Origin of the sequence: Undibacterium sp. TJN25, assembly GCF_049339885.1 — a bacterium.
Lineage (GTDB): Bacteria > Pseudomonadota > Gammaproteobacteria > Burkholderiales > Burkholderiaceae_D > Undibacterium.
In genome coordinates, this window is sequence record NZ_JBMPPM010000002.1 from 452441 (window position 1) to 470459 (window position 18019).

At 58.0% G+C, this 18019-nt stretch carries 15 protein-coding genes; 9 read left to right on the forward strand and 6 right to left on the reverse strand.

Annotated elements, in window-relative coordinates:
* Positions 1-165 precede the first annotated feature (165 nt).
* Complete coding sequence (locus ACO0LO_RS05780) at positions 166-1104, forward strand: MBL fold metallo-hydrolase (RefSeq protein WP_422963248.1); 939 nt, start codon at positions 166-168, stop codon at positions 1102-1104.
* Between the two features lie 100 nt (positions 1105-1204).
* On the opposite strand, the gene ACO0LO_RS05785 is transcribed toward ACO0LO_RS05780, so the two are convergent.
* Positions 1205-1621, reverse strand: a complete 417-nt coding sequence (locus ACO0LO_RS05785; protein WP_422963249.1) for a thioredoxin family protein — start codon at positions 1619-1621, stop codon at positions 1205-1207.
* 135 nt (positions 1622-1756) lie between these two features.
* Between ACO0LO_RS05785 and tsaB the strand changes: the two genes are divergently transcribed.
* Genes tsaB through ACO0LO_RS05805 form a run of 4 tightly spaced genes read left to right on the forward strand, consistent with a single transcriptional unit; the run spans position 1757 to position 4909 of the window.
* Positions 1757-2476: a tRNA (adenosine(37)-N6)-threonylcarbamoyltransferase complex dimerization subunit type 1 TsaB gene (gene tsaB, locus ACO0LO_RS05790; RefSeq protein WP_422963250.1), complete on the forward strand. Its 720-nt coding sequence runs from the start codon at positions 1757-1759 to the stop codon at positions 2474-2476.
* Positions 2473-2937, forward strand: coding sequence for a ribosomal protein S18-alanine N-acetyltransferase (gene rimI, locus ACO0LO_RS05795; protein WP_422963251.1), 465 nt, complete (start codon positions 2473-2475; stop codon positions 2935-2937). Before tsaB ends, rimI begins: the two co-directional genes overlap by 4 nt.
* Positions 2934-3920, forward strand: a complete 987-nt coding sequence (locus ACO0LO_RS05800; RefSeq protein WP_422963252.1) for a uracil-DNA glycosylase — start codon at positions 2934-2936, stop codon at positions 3918-3920. The genes rimI and ACO0LO_RS05800 overlap by 4 nt, the downstream gene beginning before the upstream one ends.
* Before the next feature lie 11 nt (positions 3921-3931).
* The gene (locus ACO0LO_RS05805; RefSeq protein WP_422963253.1) at positions 3932-4909 is read left to right on the forward strand and encodes a DUF1853 family protein; all 978 of its coding nucleotides are present in this window, start codon (positions 3932-3934) and stop codon (positions 4907-4909) included.
* 127 nt (positions 4910-5036) lie between these two features.
* On the opposite strand, the gene lplT is transcribed toward ACO0LO_RS05805, so the two are convergent.
* Entirely contained in the window at positions 5037-6299 is a 1263-nt protein-coding gene (lplT, locus tag ACO0LO_RS05810) for a lysophospholipid transporter LplT (RefSeq protein WP_422963254.1), read from the reverse strand.
* A 277-nt stretch (positions 6300-6576) separates the two neighbouring features.
* On the opposite strand from lplT, the gene radA reads away from it, so the two are divergent.
* Positions 6577-7971 carry a DNA repair protein RadA gene (radA, locus tag ACO0LO_RS05815; RefSeq protein WP_422963255.1) on the forward strand — a complete coding sequence of 465 codons (1395 nt, stop codon included), beginning with the start codon at positions 6577-6579 and terminating at the stop codon, positions 7969-7971.
* On the opposite strand, the gene hpnE is transcribed toward radA, so the two are convergent.
* On the reverse strand, positions 7968-9314 hold the full coding sequence (hpnE, locus tag ACO0LO_RS05820; RefSeq protein WP_422963256.1) for a hydroxysqualene dehydroxylase HpnE: 1347 nt from the start codon (positions 9312-9314) through the stop codon (positions 7968-7970). The genes radA and hpnE overlap by 4 nt on opposite strands.
* On the reverse strand, positions 9307-10140 hold the full coding sequence (gene hpnD, locus ACO0LO_RS05825) for a presqualene diphosphate synthase HpnD (protein ID WP_422963257.1): 834 nt from the start codon (positions 10138-10140) through the stop codon (positions 9307-9309). The genes hpnE and hpnD overlap by 8 nt, the downstream gene beginning before the upstream one ends.
* Positions 10141-10474: 334 nt before the next feature.
* On the opposite strand from hpnD, the gene ACO0LO_RS05830 reads away from it, so the two are divergent.
* Positions 10475-11359, forward strand: coding sequence for a hypothetical protein (locus ACO0LO_RS05830; protein WP_422963258.1), 885 nt, complete (start codon positions 10475-10477; stop codon positions 11357-11359).
* A gap of 113 nt (positions 11360-11472) precedes the next feature.
* Here ACO0LO_RS05830 and ACO0LO_RS05835 read toward each other — a convergent pair whose 3' ends face one another.
* A complete protein-coding gene (locus ACO0LO_RS05835; protein WP_422963259.1) occupies positions 11473-12177 on the reverse strand; it encodes a M24 family metallopeptidase in 705 nt (234 codons plus the stop codon).
* 405 nt (positions 12178-12582) lie between these two features.
* Positions 12583-13392, reverse strand: a complete 810-nt coding sequence (gene hpnC / locus ACO0LO_RS05840; protein WP_422963260.1) for a squalene synthase HpnC — start codon at positions 13390-13392, stop codon at positions 12583-12585.
* A gap of 202 nt (positions 13393-13594) precedes the next feature.
* Here hpnC and ACO0LO_RS05845 point away from each other — a divergent pair, with 202 nt between their 5' ends.
* Together ACO0LO_RS05845 and ACO0LO_RS05850 are read left to right on the forward strand one after the other, a co-directional pair.
* Complete coding sequence (locus tag ACO0LO_RS05845) at positions 13595-14851, forward strand: efflux RND transporter periplasmic adaptor subunit (protein WP_422963261.1); 1257 nt, start codon at positions 13595-13597, stop codon at positions 14849-14851.
* Positions 14848-17940 carry an efflux RND transporter permease subunit gene (locus ACO0LO_RS05850; RefSeq protein ID WP_422963262.1) on the forward strand — a complete coding sequence of 1031 codons (3093 nt, stop codon included), beginning with the start codon at positions 14848-14850 and terminating at the stop codon, positions 17938-17940. The genes ACO0LO_RS05845 and ACO0LO_RS05850 overlap by 4 nt, the downstream gene beginning before the upstream one ends.
* The last annotated feature ends 79 nt before the right edge of the window (positions 17941-18019 follow it).

The following is an 18019-nucleotide window of genomic DNA, read 5'->3' on the forward strand; positions in this document are numbered from 1 at the left end:
CAGGCCTTATCCGCATAATCCTTACGCATGCGGGCGATCCCGTTCGCTCAGTCAAAAGGAGTAGCGCCAATGAATGCGTCGAAGAAAACCGGAACAACTGCGAAGGCATCCTGCCTGCGATCTTGCCTGCTCTCCGCAGGAATTGTCCTTGCTGCAGGCGCCCTGTTGATTTCTCCTGCGGCCTTTGCCGATCCCGTCAGCCAGGCCGTGCAAAGCAAGGATACGACGCCGGACGATTATTTCCACACCGGCGCAGGCGCCCGATATTTACGCCGTGCCGATACGGATATCGTTGTGGAACCTCTGCGTGGAAATATCACCGTACTGATGGGCTCGGGCGGCAATATCACTGTACTGTCGGGCAAGGAAGGCAAATTCCTGGTGGACGCAGGCATCAGCAAATCGCATGAAAAATTGCAGGCCGTACTCGACAGCATCAGTCCAGCACCACTGAAATACGTGGTCAACACGCATTGGCATTGGGACCATACCGATGGCAATGCATGGCTGCATGCGGCGGGCGCCACCATCGTTGCGCACAAGAATACCTTCAGGCATTTGACAGAAACTACGCATGTCAACGCCTGGAACTGGACCTTCGATCCGGTGCCGGCAGGGGCGCGTCCGACGCTGCTGGTGAACGGTAAAAAGAGATTTAATTTTGCAGGAGGCAGGATAGAAGTGGAAAATTTCGGCCATGGCCACACCGATGGCGATCTGTGGGTCTACTTCGAAAAGGCGGATGTTCTGGCGTTAGGAGATACCTTCTGGAATGGCATTTATCCGTATATCGACAATGAGGATGGCGGCGATATCGATGGCGCAATCAAATGGGCCAACCAGGCAGTGGCGCGTACGACTGATCACACCATCGTCATCCCTGGCCACGGTGCGGTCGGTACGCGTGCTCAACTGATTGAATTTCGCGACATGCTGGTCGCTGTGCGCAACGCCGTTGCGGCCCTGAAGCAGCAGGGCAAATCACTCGACGAAATTATTGCTGCCAAACCGACGGCTGCCTTCGACGCCAAATGGGGAAACTTTGTATTCAACGGCGACCAGTTCACAAAAATGGTCTACGTCGGTTTGCAATCAAAAAATTAAGGGACCAATCTCGCGCGTTGTGTCGTCCCGGTGTGGTCACGCCTGGATTTCCCGGCAAGGGCTTTATTCAGTGGCTTGAAAAGTTTGAGCCTGGCCGGATTTACGCGGCTTCGAGCAGCAGCCTGCGCAGGCTCCAGCCGGCAGGCGTGCCCTGATTGAGCAGCCGGCTGCCGGCAATGCCCTGGCCGGCAGTTTCTTCCAGCGAAGCCAGCAGCCTGTGTACCTGGCGGGCATCGGGCAGCATGGTGCCGAAAAACAGCACCTCATCGCCGTGCTGGATCAGGATGGTGGGAAAATTCTCTACATCGATTTCGTCTACCAGGTGGGCCTGGTCTTCAATATCCAGCCAGGCAAAGCATTTGTCCGGATGCTGCACGCGCAATGCGTCGAAAGCCGCCCGGTAATCACCGCAGGTATTGCACCAGGCGGCACACAGGCAGGCCACGAGCCAGGGTTTGTCTGACAATTCTGCCTGGATATGGGCAAGATCTTCTGTATTGGCGGAGGCTGGGTTCATGATGCCACATTTTACTGTATAGGCTGCTCATGCGCATGCACGGCTTTGCAAGCGCTACGGACGCTTGATTCTGCCCTCGCTTCTATCCTCGCTTCTATCTGCACTCCTGCCGCTACGTCGCGGTAAAATACGGCCATGACAATTATTTTAAGCATAGAAACGTCTACCGAGCTGGCATCGGCGGCATTGTTGACGGACGACGGTATTATTTTTCAAGAGCTGTCCGGCGTGCAGACCCACTCGCAAGGCATCTTGCCGATGGTGCAGGCCTTGCTGGCACAGGGCGGCGTTTCACTGAGCCAGTGCGACACCATAGGCTTTGGCTGTGGTCCAGGGGCCTTCACCGGAGTGCGTACTGCCTGCGGCATCGTGCAGGGCCTGGCCTTTGGTGCGGATCTGGAGGTGGTGCCGGTCGTTAGTTTGCTGGCAATGGCGGAGGGTGCCCGTACATCGGCGCAGCAAGTGGGGCACCCAGAATTTATCTGTGTGCTGGATGCGCGCATGGAAGAGGTCTACTGGGCGCGTTACCGCCATACCGGCGCAGGATGGCAGACGCTGAGTGAGCCGGCCCTTTCTTCGTTTGCACAATTGCTGGCCATTGCCGATTTTTCCATTGCAGCGCTGGTGCATGGCAATGGCCTTAAGCTGGAAGGCGTGCCTGCCGGTACGGCGACGATTCCCTGCATGCCGCATGCGAAACAGGTGGCGTATCTGGCGTTGGCGGGCTACAGGAATGGCGATGCGGTGTCCGCAGCGCAGGCGCAACCGCTTTATCTGCGCAACAAGATTGCACTGACCACGGAAGAGCGCCTGTTGGCCAAACAGGAAGCGGCGGCTGGGAAAGGGAATGCATGAGTGTGCTGCCTCCCGGCTTCCAGCTTTGCCCGCTGACGCTGGAGCATGTCGACCAGGTATTGGCGATAGAGCAGCAAGTCTATGCGCATCCGTGGAGCAGGGGTAATTTTACCGACTCGCTGGCCGAAGGTTATGAGATATGCGGGCTGCGCGATGAGCGGGGCGAACTGGTCGGCTATTTCCTGGCGATGCTGGTCGTGGATGAGGTGCATCTGCTCAATCTTGCCATTACGGCTTCACGGCAGGGCCATGGTTTTTCTACATTGCTGATGGATCGCCTGTGCGCATATTCACGTGAAAACAAGGCTGCCTCTATTTTGCTGGAGGTCAGGGTGAGGAATAATCGCGCGATTCAAGTCTACCGCCACTACGGTTTTGCTGAAATAGGCCGCAGAAAGGCGTATTATCCGGCGGAGGATAATACCCGGGAAGATGCAATCGTCATGCGGATGGCACTGTGAATAATCGTCAAGCTATTGAAAAAAATACACCGAGCGACAGGCGCTCGCGGATACTGGCCGAAATGCGCCTGGGGCCGGTATGGCAATTACGTCAGACCCAGGGAGAGCCTGGCGCGGTAGATGAACTGCATGCAGGTTCTGCACTGGCGCATGGCGTTGCCGAGTTGGAGGCGCCCGTGCTTGAGGCCCCGGCTGTACTGGCGGCCCCGAATGCACCGGTTGCGCAGCAGAGAAGCGTTCCTGCATCTCTGGAAGATGCATTTGCCGCCGATGTTGCCGAAATTGCTTTGACGCCCCCGGGTTCTGTCGCGTCTATGCCGGATACCATCGCCAGCGAGGACAGGGCATTGCAACGCGCCGACGCCATTGCGGAAATGGGCTGGGACGAGCTCGAAGCCAGTGTCGCCGGCTGCCGTGCCTGCAGGCTGTGCGAAGGCCGCGCCAATACGGTGTTCGGTGTCGGCGACCGCAAAGCTACCTGGTTATTCGTGGGTGAGGGGCCAGGCTACAATGAAAATCTGCGCGGCGAGCCCTTTGTCGGTGCCGCCGGCCATCTGCTGGACAATATGATGCGCGCGCTGGACATGCAGCGTGGCGAAAATACCTTCATTGCCAACGTTGTCAAATGCAGGCCTACCGATGCCCAGGGCAAGGACAGGCCGCCGGCGCCGGATGAGGCTGCTGCCTGCCTGCCTTACCTCAAGCGGCAGATAGCGCTGATCGCGCCGGGCGTTATCGTGGCGCTGGGCAAGACGGCTGCGATATCGCTGCTGGGGCTGGACCCCGAAACGCCGGTCGGCCAGCTACGCGGCAAACAGCATCGCTATGCCAGGGTGCCGCTGGTCGTGACGTATCATCCTGCCTACCTGTTACGCAAGCCTGTAGAAAAAAGCAAGGCGTGGGCCGACCTGTGCCTCGCCAGGACTGCCAGCGGCACGGTAGGCCCGTCAGCAGCAGAAAATGCAAAGGCGGGCGATGCCTGAGTTTGCCTGATATGGAATTTCAATCGCTGTTTCACCAGTATTGGCAGCACCTGCATGACCCGCATGTGCGCTCGCTTGCGTGGATGCTGACTTCTCCCGACCTGCTGGCGGCAAAATCCCCGACCTGGAGCAACCAGATCGCCAGCATACCGATCACCGATCCGCAGGCGCTGATCAGCTGGCTCAGCGCCCTGGATCGCCAGCCCGCCCCATTGCACCAGGCGCTGGAACTGCATAAGCACAGCCGGCTGGGGCACTATGCCGAGAACCTGCTGGCGTTCTACCTGAAGCATCAGGGCACCTTGTTTGCGCATGGCCTGCAGGTCAAACAAGGCACAGGGCAAACGGTAGGGGAGTTCGATTTCCTGGTGCGGCAGCGCAGCGGGCTCGCACATTGGGAACTGACGACCAAGTTTTACCTGTTCGATCCGGGTTCGGAAACCGGCGAACTGCAACCCGGCTACCAGCCCGACCTGTACAGCTACGTCGGCCCCAACCTCGCAGATACGCTGGGCGCGAAGATGGCAAAAATCATCGATCACCAATTGCCGCTGGCGCAAAATCCCCTGGCCCAGTTCGTTGTGCAGGAATCCATTTATAAGTCGCAGGCGCTGGTCAAGGGCTGGCTGTTCTACCGCGACCTGGCGCACGCCGAGCACGGCGCCGCCGGCATATCTCCAAACCATTGCCGGGGTTTCTGGTGGTTCATGGATGACATGGACAAGCTGGCGATCCCGTATGCGATGATATTGCCGCGCCAGCAGTGGCTGGCGCCTGCACAGGCAAGGGAAGAGGAAGTGATGAGCAAGCCCCTGCTGCTGGATGCGCTGCTGCGGCATTTCGCAAACGACAGCGCACCCGCGATGGTGGCCATCATGCGCCGCAATGGCGAACTGATGCAGGAAATCTGCCGTGGCATGGTTGTGCCGGACAAATGGCTACGGCAGGCGGCAGAAAGAAGGGGGTTGTTGCGCAGTCCGTTGATATAGGCGGGATTATCCCGGTTGCGCCTTTGGTACGCTACCATTGGGAGTAGAAACAAAAAGGCTTACAGTCGATTGCTGTAAGCCTTTCCTTTTTGCAAGGCTGCTTTTTGTGCAGCCACGTACACGCTACCTAGTCGTGGTGCTCGCCGATCAGCGCCAGCGAATCGTGCTCGCGCTGATTGGCCTTGTGCTTCAGCATGACCATATACATGGTGCCGGACACGAACATGCCAAACAGGATAATCACGACGTTGATGTCCAGGTTCAGCGATACCATCAGCGCGTACAGCGCCAGCATTGACAATACCGACAGGTTTTCATTGAAATTTTGCACGGCAATGGAGTGGCCTGCGCTCATCAGCACGTGGCCGCGGTGCTGCAGCAGCGCATTCATCGGCACGACAAAAAAACCGCCTAGAACGCCTATCACGATCAGCAAGGGATAAGCGACCCAGACGCTGGAGACCATTGTCATGGTCATCACGACCAGACCCATGATAATTCCTAGCGGCATGACCGACAGGGATTTCCTTAATGGGATGAACTGTGCCGCGCCTATCGCGCCAAGTGCGATGCCGACTGCCACCACGCCCTGCAGGATGGCAGCCTTGTCCAGCGGCATGTCCAGCGACTTCTCAGCCCATTTCAGCACGATGAATTGCAGTGTGGCGCCGGTACCCCAGAACAAGGTTGTCACGCCCAGCGATATCTGGCCCAGCTTGTCTTTCCACAGCACCGAGCAGCAGCCGGCAAAGTCAGCCACCAGCTTCACCGGGTTGCGCTCCTGGTGCGCATACCTGGCGCCGGTATCCGGTATCCTCAGGTTGAACAGCGCCGCCATCGCATATAAGGAGGTAATGACGCACAAGGCTGCTTCGGTCGGCGTTTCTATGCCCAGGTCTACCATCGGCAATTCAAACTTCAGCAGCAGCGCGGCAACACTGGGGTTGATCAGCATGCCGCCCATGACCGTGCCGAGGATGATGGAAGACACCGTAAGGCCTTCTATCCAGCCGTTGGCGGCCACCAGTTTCTCGGGAGGGAGCAGTTCAGTCAGGATGCCGTATTTGGCCGGGGAGTAGGCTGCAGCGCCGAAACCGACGACCGCATAGGCGATCAGCGGGTGCACATTGAAAAACATCAGTGCGCAGCCCAGCACCTTGATCAGGTTGGTGATGAACATGACTTTCCCCTTTGGCAAGGAGTCCGCGAAGGCGCCGACAAAGGCGGCCAGCAGTACATAGGAAAGTCCGAAAAACAATTTGAGCAGTGGAGTCATCCACTGCGGCGACTTCATCGTGGCCAGTAAAGCCATCGCTGCAATCAGGAGCGCATTATCGGCAAGCGATGAGAAAAACTGCGCTGCCATGATGGTGTAAAAACCGCGTTTCATTCGTATTATTTGCCTGTTACAAAATGTCACCGGCTTGCTTTATACCATGAAAACGATTGCTTTCACGCGAATTAAAGTCCGGCTCCGGTAAATGCTCGGTAAAATGTAAGCATACGAGAAACTTTGCTGAACGCATGCTCAGTAGTTGTTGATAAGGGGACTGATGCCTCTATATTCAACGGACGAGCAGCGTTTTAGTGAACATTTTTTCTGCAATACATTTGGTGCGCTGCGGCATAAGCAGACACTATCATGCAAGAATATCAACAAGAATTTTATGGCAAAAGCAAAAACCAATTACACCTGCACCGAGTGCGGCGGCATCGTCAATAAATGGGCGGGCCAGTGCCCGTCCTGCGGCCAGTGGAATACGTTGGTGGAAACGATCATCGAAACTGCCGGCAACCGCTTTTCCGGCAAGCATCAGAGCCTGGCGCAGACCGCGCCGGTACTGAACCTGGCAGAGATAGAGGCATTGGACGTGCCGCGCTTCGGCACCGGTATTGAAGAGTTTGATAGGGTGTTGGGTGGCGGCCTTGTTGCCGGCGGGGTGGTGCTGATCGGCGGCGACCCCGGCATCGGCAAATCCACCTTGCTGCTGCAGGCGCTGTCCAACCTGTCCCGGCTGAAAAAAGTGCTGTACGTCAGTGGCGAGGAATCCGGCGCCCAGATCGCCTTGCGCGCCAAGCGGCTGGCGGTGGATGCGCAGGATCTTCAGTTCCAGGCTGAAATCCAGCTGGAAAAAATCCTCGGTACGCTGGGCGAGCAAAACCCGCAGGTAGTCGTCATCGATTCGATACAGACCATGTATTCGGATGCGCTGACTTCCGCGCCCGGTTCGGTGGCGCAGGTGCGCGAATGTGCGGCCCAACTGACCCGCGCTGCCAAGACCATGGACATCACGATGATCATGGTCGGCCATGTGACCAAGGAGGGTGCGCTGGCGGGGCCGCGCGTGCTGGAGCATATCGTCGATACCGTACTGTATTTTGAAGGAGATACGCATTCCAGCTTCCGGCTGGTGCGGGCCATCAAGAATCGTTTCGGCGCCGTCAACGAGCTAGGCGTGTTTGCCATGGGCGAGCGCGGCCTGAAGGGTGTATCGAATCCTTCTGCGCTGTTCCTGTCGCAGCACGATACCCAGGTGCCGGGCTCCTGCGTGATGGTGACGCAGGAGGGGACGCGTCCGCTGCTGGTGGAGATACAGGCGCTGGTGGACAGCTCCCACGCGCCCAATGCGCGCCGCCTGTCGGTGGGGCTGGAGCAGAACCGGCTGGCGATGCTGCTGGCGGTCTTGCACAGGCACGCCGGCGTGGCCGCGTTTGACCAGGATGTGTTCATCAACGCGGTGGGTGGCGTCAAGATTACTGAACCGGCGGCCGATCTGGCAGTACTGCTGGCGATCAATTCCTCCATGCGCAACAAGGCGCTGCCGCGCGGCCTGGTGGTGTTTGGCGAAGTTGGCCTCGCCGGCGAGATACGCCCGGCGCCGCGCGGCCAGGAGCGCCTGAAGGAAGCCGCCAAGCTCGGCTTCTCCATCGCGATGATTCCGAAGTCGAATGCGCCCAAGCAGAAGATAGAAGGACTGACGATTATCGGCGTGGACCGCATCGAGGAAGCGCTGAATAAAATCCGCGATGTGGACAGTTATATAGCGGAGCCTGCCGTTTAGGTAAAGAGTGCTGCCTTGCCGGCGGCCAGCACGCCGCTTCTGACGGCAGCCTCCAGCGTGGCTGGATAATCTCCGGCAGTGTAATCGCCTGCAAGCAGCAAGCCGGGAATGGAGGTCTCATTGCCCGGCCTTGCCAGGCCGGGGCTACAGGAGAAGGTAGCCCGTTTTTCTGAAATGACCTGCTGCCATAAGGGCGCTGCCAGCTCCGGCAGGCCCAGAGCTTGCGCAAGCTGCGCGGCAATCGCCGCTGCCAGCGCGCCGTTATCCAGTTCAATGGCGTTGCCCGATGCGCTGACCACCACGGCCAGCAAGCCTGCCTGTTCCGGGTTCAGTTGCCCGCGGTCAAACACAAACTGCCCCCAGTGACCCAGCTCCGGCTGGTCAAGCAGTGCGAAAAATGCGCGCGGCAGCGTTATCTCCGGCGCATATTGCAGGTAGCAGGTAGTAATGGGTTCATAGCCGAAGGAGGGTAGCGCGGGAGGGGTGTCGGCCCCTTCGAGCGTTGCCAGCAGTTTCGCCGCACGGTCAGCGCCGGTCGCGATGATGATGCGGTCGAACAATTGTACGTCCGGGGTTTCACCGGCGCCGCATTCCAATTCCCAGTTCGTGCCCGTCTTGCGGATTTTTCGTACGGCGATACCTGTTTTTACCTGCCCGCCGCGTTGCGCGACGAAATCGGCTGCATGTTGCGGAAATAGCGCGGTCAGGTCCGTGCGTGGCAGCAGCATGTCGGAGGCCGCGCGCTTTGCACCCAGGCTATCGCGCAAGACGTTCAGGAACACCTGCGCGGAAGCGCGTTCCGGCGGCGTGTTCAGCGCGGCGATGCAGAGCGGCGCCCACATCAGGCGGCACAGCCTCTCGGTCTGGTCGAAGCGTTGCAGCAGTTCGCTGACGCTGCAATCCTGGTACATCTGCCAGCCCATCCAGCGCGCTGTCGTTGAAAAACGCGCCAGCGACATTTTATCTTCCCGGTTCAGGCCCGTGGATGTTAGCAGTGCCCATAGCAGGTGCAGCGGCGCCGGCAGTGTGGGCGCCACAAAATGCATGCCTCCACTAGCGGGCGGATAGCACATTTGCAGCGGCAGCCTGAGCAGCGACTTTTCCAGGTCCACGCCTACCTTGCGCATCAGCCGCAGGCTTTCCGCATACGCGCCGAGCAGGATGTGCTGGCCGTTATCCAGCGTCCGCCCATGCTGTTCCACCTTGCGGGCACGGCCGCCCAGCGTCCGGGACGCCTCCAGCAGTGTGACATTGTGTCCCTGGTCCGCCAGTTCGACAGCAGCGGCGCAACCTGCCCAGCCGGCGCCGATCACTGCAATACGCAGGGCGGAAGCGTCAGCCACGGACGTAGGTCTTCCACGCTAGCCATAGCTTGCGGATGGGCGTCAGCGAAATACGCTGGTTCAGCACATGGAAACCGTCATTTTTGATCTCCACCAGCAGCGCCCTGTAGATTGCCGCCATGATCAGCCCGGTGCGCTGCGCCTTGCGGTCTTCTGCGGGCAGCAAGGCAAAGGCTTCGTCATACAGTTTTTGCGCGCGTTCGTACTGGAACTGCATCAATGCTTCAAATTGCGGACTATGGCGCGCATTCAGGATATCGGCGGCGGTTACCTGGAACTGCTGCAGCTCATTGACAGGCAAATAGATTCGGCCCTTGCGCGCGTCTTCGCCGACGTCGCGGATGATATTGGTCATCTGGAAGGCCAGGCCCAGCTTTTCGGCAAACTCGCGGGTTTGCGGATTCTTGATGCCGAAGATGCTGGCCGACAGGATGCCGACTACGCCGGCCACATGCCAGCAATATTTTTGCAGCGCGACGAAGTCGAGGTAGCGGGTCTGGTTCAGGTCCATTTCCATGCCGTCGATAATAGCCAGCAGATGCGCGCCGTCCAGCGCGTACTCGGTCATGTGCGGCAGCAGGGCCTTGGTAACCGGGTGCGTAGGGTTGCCGGCCAGCATGGCCTGGATTTCCTGACGCCACCAGCCTAGCTTGGCGCGCGCGATCGAATCGTCGGTGCTTTCATCGACGACATCGTCGACTTCGCGGCAAAAGGCATACAGCGCGGTAATGGCGCGCCGCCTCGGCATGGGAAGGAACAGGAAACTGTAATAAAAACTGGAGCCGCTTTGAGCTGCTTTCTGTTGGCAATATTCGTCTGGGGACATGCTTTAATTGGGCTAGGGCTGACAGTAAGGAAAAAAGCGCATCGCGCTGCGGTAACATCGTCTTTCAGGCATAGCCGGATCCTGACGCAGGGATTGATGCTATTATCGCATCAAAATCCAGGTATACTGGCCGCGTATCGGATATCTGCTATTGGCGCTTCACCTGCCCTTCATGGGCTGTTACCCTGCAAAGGCGATGTAAAGACAGGTAACAGAGTGTAATCCTGCAAGCGGCGCCTGCCCCTTCAGGTATATCTAGCTCGTATAATGGTGCGCGCATTATAATATTGCCCGCAAGCCTTTCGCATTAAAAACATTAAAACTGGAAAATATCTTGAAGAAATTAAAATTTGGAACAGTTGCAGCTGTTGTTGGCCTCATTGCCGTATTGGCGGGATGCGGCGGTTTTGTATATACCACCGTCGGTGGCACGGTGAAGGGCCTACCCAGCGACGGCACAAACAGCCTGACGCTGACAAATGACCAGAACTACAGGGTCGCTCTGACGACCGACGGTCCATTTTCTTTTAATGTTGCGAGTGATGGCGCCTATGTCATTTCCATATTCAACCAGCCTAACCAGGTATTTTGCAGTGTGGCCAACGGTTCCGGCAGGATGACAAGTTCCGCATCCGTGACCAATGTCGCCGTCACCTGTATCCCCAGCATACCGCTGGGCGGCACGGTCAGCGGCCTGAACACGGGCGCTTCGCTGTCGCTGCAAAACAATGCCACCAGCACGGATACCACACTGGCAGCGTTGGCTCAGTCCGTAACGACAAATGGTGTATTTACTTTCGCCAGGTACGTGCCTCCGGGCAAATCCTACAATGTGAGCGTCGCTGTCCAGCCGGTAGCGCAGGACTGTGCCGTGGTCAATGGGACCGGCGTAGCCGACCCCAGCCAGGCGGGTGCTTATGCAAATATTGTGTCCGTCAACTGCGTGCAGGCGGTTCCGGTGGCAGTCAATATCAGCGGGTTGGCAGCAGGCAAGACCTTGGTACTGATGGACAATGGCGATACGACACTGATCAACATGATCACGACGACCATCAATGGCGTGTTTGATTTCAATACCAGCATCCGCGACGGCAAGCCTTACAACGTTACCGTCAATACCCAGCCTGCAGGCCAGACCTGCACGGTGGCAAACGGTTCCGGCATTGCACAACTGTCGAACCCGACTGCTGCCGGCAACATCCTGGTGACCTGCCAGTAAAAGCTTGAAGCCTTCATGGCGGCGACGCCGCTGTGAAGGTCACTCGGTGCTGTTGCTATGCCCCGGCAGTGAGCCGGCGGCATGGCAGTAATAAGCCAGTTGAAAACGCCGGCTTAAAGCTCTTCCAGCTCGCCTGCCTGGTTGAAGAAAAAAATCCCCTCATGCTTGAATCCCCACTTGCCGCCTTTGAGCCTGACGAAAGGCTCATAGCTGAAAAAGGGTACGTCGCCCAGCCGCACATCGTTGTTGGCCTGTATGTACTGGCGCCCCTCGCGGTTGGTGGCAATGCTATGGCCGACATTGTTGCGGTAGTCGAGGTTGACGAATCCGCCCTGGCGTATCCGCATATTGGTCCAGTCGAACAGTTGGCCGAAAGTTGTGTGGGGCTTTACCACGGCCGGCATCTGCGCATGCATCTGGTGTACAAAACGCAGGCCGTTCTTGAATTCCAGCGATTGCGGCGCCGCAGTGACCTTGCCGTTTTCCATGACAAAAGAACGGGCGCAGTCGCCCCAGTACTCGCGGTGGATAGGGCTTAGGTCGACGGTAATCAGGTTGAACGAGCCCACGCTTTCTTCGCAGGGGCTGTAATCCCGGCCAGACACCGACACACAGCTGCGCGATCCCAGCAGCACCAGCGCCGGGCAATCGTAATACCAGGTATCGGGATAACCCGCTTCCTGCAGCATGCGATGGGCCTTGGCTGCAATGCTTTGTTCTGTATCTTCGGGGGTGATCAGTGGCGCCAGCGCGTCCAGGACGGCTTTGGCGGCGAGTTGGACTTTACGGTGTTCTGCAATTTGTAATTCTGTAGGCATGGAAGCTGGATCTGTTTGTTTCTGAAAACCGCATAGAGGATTTGTATGCGGCTTATTACGTCAGTTGTGGCGACGGTTGCCGCTATTTCAAGCCATGCCGGCGCCGGTATTTGTCGTGCCGGCCATACCAGGCGCAACTTATGCCCGATGCAAAGCTGCATAGTAGGAAAGCTGCGCCACATATACAAGGACGCAGGCAGCCTTGGCCGTTGCGGCCTGTAACATAGTGCAACGACGCGAGGCAGCCTGAAGGCTTGCGCCTATTGATAGCGCCTTGCTACAGTCCTGCGCATGGTAAAACTGCCGCAGCATATGACGCCATGATAAGTTTGCAACAATTTGTAAGGGATAAAAAACGCCCGTTCGTAAAGCGCTGCCGTGCAGGTAAAACAGTCTTTACCCCGGCTACATCCAGAGTGCGCGCCACAGCAGTATGACCCAGTCGGACTTGCCCAGTTTGGGCCTTTGCGTAAATACGTCTCCCTTCACGCGGTCTATTCTTTCCAGAATGCGCAGGCCGCCCTGGATCACCAGGCGTAGTTCCCAGCCTATGCGTCCGGGAAGTTTTTTTGCGAGTGGACTGCCCGTCACCAGCATTGCCCTGGCGCGACTCGTCTGGAAAAGCATCATCTGCTGCCAGGCGTGGCCGGAATTGGCTTGAGCGATGTCATCTTCGCTGATGTCAAACCGCCGTAAATCCTCCTCGGGTATATAGATGCGCCGCTTTTGCCAGTCCACCGCGACATCCTGCCAGAAATTGATCAGTTGCAGCGCGGAGCAGATGGCGTCGGATTGCCGCAGGCTCGCATCATCGGCGGCGCGGTACAGGTGCAGCATCAGCGTACCTACCGGATTGGCCGATCGCCGGCAATAATCGAGCAAACTGGCAAAATCCGCGTATCGGGTGGTCACAACATCCTGTTTAAATGCCGATAATAGATCTCGCAGCGGCTGTACCGGCAGGTGATGCTGCCTGACAGTTGCCGCCAGCGATTGAAATAGTGCTGATCCGCTTTGCAGCTGTTGTTCCAGCCTATCCAGTTCACGCTCATAGGCGTTCAGGCCGGCTAGCCGTTCATCGGCAGTGGCATCGCCTTCGTCTGCAATGTCGTCCGCGGTCCTGGCAAATGCATAAATGGATTCAACCGCCGGCCTCAGGCGGGCGGGCAGTAGCAGAGAGGCGACAGGGAAGTTTTCGTAGTGTTCTACCGACATAAATCTCTTAATGACCGAAAAGTCATTGGCAAATATAAAATGCGTCACTATAATTACTAACCGCCAAGTCAGTTACTAAAAAATAGCCAGGCAGAGTAGTAAAATAATAATATTCTCAAGCGCGGCAACCGCATTCAATTGAAAAAACTGGTCAGTCTTGCTTAAAGAGCCTGAAGAGCCTGCATAGTAAAGGAAAATTCTCGTGTCAACACCACAAACTACAGATAGCCCGGATGCGGCGACAGATTTGCGCAAGAACAGGAAACACGGCATGGGAACCTATGCACCGGTGCTGGCTTTTGCCGCCGTATTGGCGCTGGCAGCTTGCAGTAAACCTGCGGAGAAAACGGAAGACATCCGGCCAGTCCGGGCGATCAAGATCGCCGCCGGCAATGTGGATGTCAGCAACGAGTATTCTGGCGAAGTGAGGGCACGGGTTGAATCCCGTCTGGGGTTCCGCGTCGGCGGCAAGATCGTTTCGCGCAAGGTGGACGTGGGAACGCTTGTCAAGCGCGGCCAGGTATTGATGCAGCTTGATCCGCAAGACCTGGCGCTGGCCCAGGCGCAGGCCAAGGCGGGCCTGTACTCTGCCGAAAGTAACCGTGACCTCGCAAAGGCCGAGCTGCAGCGGTATAAAGATCTGCGGGAAAAGAATTTCGTCGCCGCCACTGTGCTGGACAGCAAACAAACCGCCTTCAAGGCGGCCCAGGCCAGCTATGAGCAGGCAGCCGCCGCGTACAAGAACCAGTCCAACCAGGCGGGCTATGCAACCCTGGTATCCGACGTAGACGGGGTGGTAACCGGCATTGACGCCGAAGCAGGGCAGGTCGTAGCTGCCGGTACGCCGGTGGCGCGTGTGGCACAGGCAGGAGACATGGATGTCGTCGTCGGCATCCCTGAAGACCAGGTGAATACCATCCGCCAGATTACTGATATCCGCGTGCGTTTCTGGGCCAATCCCAACCAGACTGTGCCGGCCAAGCTGCGCGAACTATCCCCGATTGCGGACCCCACCACCCGCACTTTTACTGCCAAAGTGGCCATTCCTTCGGATGCACAGGGCGTCAAGCTGGGGATGACTGCCTACGTTACCTTCGGCGCCAAAAATCCGAATGCGATGATCAAGCTGCCGCTGACGGCCTTGTTCCAGGAAAAAAATGCGACTTCGGTATGGATAGTGGAAAACGGCGCAGTGCGCCTGGTGCCGGTTCAGGTAGGCGGATCTTCGGGGGATGACCTGCTGATTGCCAGCGGCGTTACGCCCGGTCAGACGGTCGTGACCGCAGGCGTCAACCTGCTGAAACCTGGGCAAAAAGTGACGATACTCGGCCAGACAACCGTGCCGGTACCGCCTGCAGCTCCAGGCGCACCGGCCGCACCGGCCGCACAGGGGGCTCCTGCAATTGCCGCCTCGGCGTCCACCGCTGCAGCAGCTTCGGCTGCGGGAGCGGCTAAATGAGCGATTCATCCCGTGGTTTCAATCTGTCCAGGTGGGCGCTGGAGCATATCCCGCTGACGCGCTACCTGATCGTTGCGTTGCTGCTGGGCGGTATCTGGAGCTATGGCCGTCTCGGCCAGGACGAAGATCCTCCATTCACTTTCCGCGCGATGGTTGTCAGCGCCAACTGGCCCGGCGCGACTGCATTACAGATGGCTGACCAGGTTACCGACAAGCTGGAAAAAAAACTGCAGGAAACACCTTACATAGACAGGATACGCAGCTACTCCAAGCCAGGGCAGACGCTGATCATCCTGCAGTTGCGCGAATCCACTCCGCCAAAGGAAACGGCACAGGCCTGGTACCAGGTGCGGAAAAAAATAGGCGATATCCGTAGCACCTTGCCGCCAGGCGTGCAGGGGCCATTTTTCAATGACGAGTTCGGCGATACCTACGGTTCCATTTTTGCGCTGTCGGGCGACGGTTTTACTTACCAGCAGGTCAAGGACTATGCCGATTTCGTGCGCCAGCAGTTCTTGCGCATTCCTTCTGTTTCCAAGGTAGAGATGTTCGGTGTGCAGGATCAGAAAATCAATATCGTCTTCTCGCAAAAGAAATTTTCGCAGCTCGGCATCCCGTTTGATGCCGTTGTATCGCAAATAGCGTCTCAGAACTCGGTGGAAGGCACCGGCGTCATGGTGACGCCTACCGATAACCTGCAGGTGCGCGTTACAGGTGCGCTGATGACAGTCAAAGACCTGGAAGACCTGCAACTGCGCGCCAACGGCACGACTTTCCGACTGGGCGACTTTGCCGATGTTACGCGCGGCTATACCGATCCGCCTTCCGACAAGATGCGCTTCAACGGCAAGGAAGTCATCGGCTTGGGCATATCGATGGAGCGGGGCGGCAATATCATCGAACTCGGCAAACACCTGGAAAGCGCGATGAAAGAGATTCGCGCCAAGGTGCCGGTCGGCATCCAGATCGAACGTGTTTCCGATCAGCCCAAGGCGGTGGCATCCTCGGTGGGTGAATTCATCCATACGCTGATCGAAGCGGTCGTCATCGTGCTGGCGGTCAGCTTCCTGTCGCTGGGCCTGCATACGCGGCCTTTCCGGCTGGATATCTGGCCCGGCCTGGTAGTGGGGCTGACCATACCGCTGGTGCTGGCGGTGACCTTTCTTTTCATGCGCATCTTCGACATCGACTTGCACAAGATATCGCTGGGGGCGCTGATTATCGCCCTGGGTTTGCTGGTGGACGATGCGATCATTGCCGTGGAGATGATGGTGCGCAAGCTGGAAGAGGGCTTCTCGCGTTTTGATGCCGCGACCTTTGCCTACACATCCACGGCGATGCCCATGCTGACCGGCACGCTGATCACCGCAGCCGGCTTCCTGCCTATCGGGCTGGCGCAATCCGCCGCAGGCGAATATACGTTTTCCATGTTCTCGGTTAATGCGCTGGCGCTGATCATTTCGTGGCTGGCGGCGGTGCTGTTTACGCCTTACCTGGGCTATCTGCTACTGAAGGTGAAGCCGGCGGCATCGGCGGACGGCCATCACGAATTATTTGACACGCCTTTCTACACGCGCTTCCGCGCGCTGGTGAACTGGTGCGTGGAGTGGCGCAAGACAACGATCACCATCACGCTGATCGTGTTCGGCCTGGGTGTGTATGGCTTCAAGTTTATTGAGCAGCAATTCTTCCCCGATTCCGCACGGCCGGAGCTGATGGTGGAAATGTGGCTGCCTGAAGGTTCTTCGTTCAAGGCGAACGAAGCCCAGGTGAAAAAGTTTGAAGCCTTTATCGGCAAGGAGCAGGGTGTAGAAAGCGTGACCTCGTATGTTGGCACGGGCAGCCCGCGTTTCTACCTGCCGCTGGACCAGATTTTCCCGCAAACCAACGTGTCGCAAATCGTCGTATTGGCAAAAGACCTGAAGGCGAGGGAAGACCTGCGGTTGAAGATCACGCAAGTATTCAAGGTAGATTTTCCTGAGGTGCGCGGCCGCGTGAAGCTGCTGCCGAACGGCCCCCCGGTTCCTTATCCTGTACAGTTCCGCGTGACGGGCCTGGAGGTGGACAAGGTGCGCGAGGTGGCGGACCGCGTCAAGGAAGTGATGCGTGCCAATCCTAATGCCATCGGCGTCAACGACAATTGGAATGAATCTGTCAAAGTCGTGCGCATCGACCTGGACCAGGAAAAACTGCGTGCGCTGGGCGTGACCTCGCAAAGCGTGATGCGCGCGGCTAACACGATTTTGTCCGGCACCACGGTAGGCCAGTTCCGCGAGGGTATCAACCTGATTGATATCCTGGTGCGCCAGCCGGTGGAAGAGCGTTCGACCATCAATGCGTTGAGCCAGGCGAATATCCCGACCTCCGGCGGCAAGACCGTGCCGCTATCCCAGGTAGCGCGTATACAGATGGTGTGGGAACCGGGTGTGGTCTGGCGTGAAGCCCGTGAATGGGCCGTGACAGTGCAATGCGACGTAGTAGATGGCATCCAGGGCCCGACGGTGTCCAGCCAGATATCGCCGAAACTGGACCAGATCCGCGCCAGTCTGCTGCCCGGCTATAAGATAGAGCTGGCCGGCGCTGCGGCCGACAGCGGCAAGGCGCAGGATTCGATTGCCGCCAATGTGCCACTGGTGATCTTTATCATTTTCACCTTGCTGATGCTGCAGCTGCATAGCTTCTCGCGGGCACTGCTGGTATTCCTGACGGGGCCGCTGGGTATTGCCGGTGCGGCCATGGCCTTGCTGCTGTTGCAAAGGCCTTTCGGTTTCGTTGCCCAGCTCGGGGTCATTGCGCTGTTCGGCATGATCATCCGCAACTCGGTGATCCTGATCGACCAGATCGAGCACGACATCCTGAACGGTGCCAGCCCATGGGACGCCATCGTGGAATCCGCCGTAAGGCGTTTCCGCCCCATCATCCTGACGGCGGCGGCGGCAGTGCTGGCGATGATCCCATTGTCGCGTTCGGTATTCTGGGGGCCGATGGCGGTGGCCATCATGGGTGGCCTGGTGATTGCGACTGCGTTGACGCTGCTATTCCTGCCCGCGCTGTATGCGGCATGGTTCCGGGTGAAAAAGCCGGCCTAGGCTGAAGTAAACGCCGTGGTTCAGGTGCAAAATGAAGGCGGTTGAAGCGGGGCTTGCAGGGCTGGGAATTCCCAGGCGC

Coding starts and splice junctions, on each gene's coding strand:
- ACO0LO_RS05785 (WP_422963249.1), bottom strand. CDS start 1,621: ATGAACCCAGCCTCCGCCAATACAGAAGATCTTGCCCATATCCAGGCA.
- tsaB (WP_422963250.1), top strand. CDS start 1,757: ATGACAATTATTTTAAGCATAGAAACGTCTACCGAGCTGGCATCGGCG.
- rimI (WP_422963251.1), top strand. CDS start 2,473: ATGAGTGTGCTGCCTCCCGGCTTCCAGCTTTGCCCGCTGACGCTGGAG.
- ACO0LO_RS05805 (WP_422963253.1), top strand. CDS start 3,932: ATGGAATTTCAATCGCTGTTTCACCAGTATTGGCAGCACCTGCATGAC.
- lplT (WP_422963254.1), bottom strand. CDS start 6,299: ATGAAACGCGGTTTTTACACCATCATGGCAGCGCAGTTTTTCTCATCG.
- radA (WP_422963255.1), top strand. CDS start 6,577: ATGGCAAAAGCAAAAACCAATTACACCTGCACCGAGTGCGGCGGCATC.
- hpnD (WP_422963257.1), bottom strand. CDS start 10,140: ATGTCCCCAGACGAATATTGCCAACAGAAAGCAGCTCAAAGCGGCTCC.
- ACO0LO_RS05835 (WP_422963259.1), bottom strand. CDS start 12,177: ATGCCTACAGAATTACAAATTGCAGAACACCGTAAAGTCCAACTCGCC.
- hpnC (WP_422963260.1), bottom strand. CDS start 13,392: ATGTCGGTAGAACACTACGAAAACTTCCCTGTCGCCTCTCTGCTACTG.
- ACO0LO_RS05850 (WP_422963262.1), top strand. CDS start 14,848: ATGAGCGATTCATCCCGTGGTTTCAATCTGTCCAGGTGGGCGCTGGAG.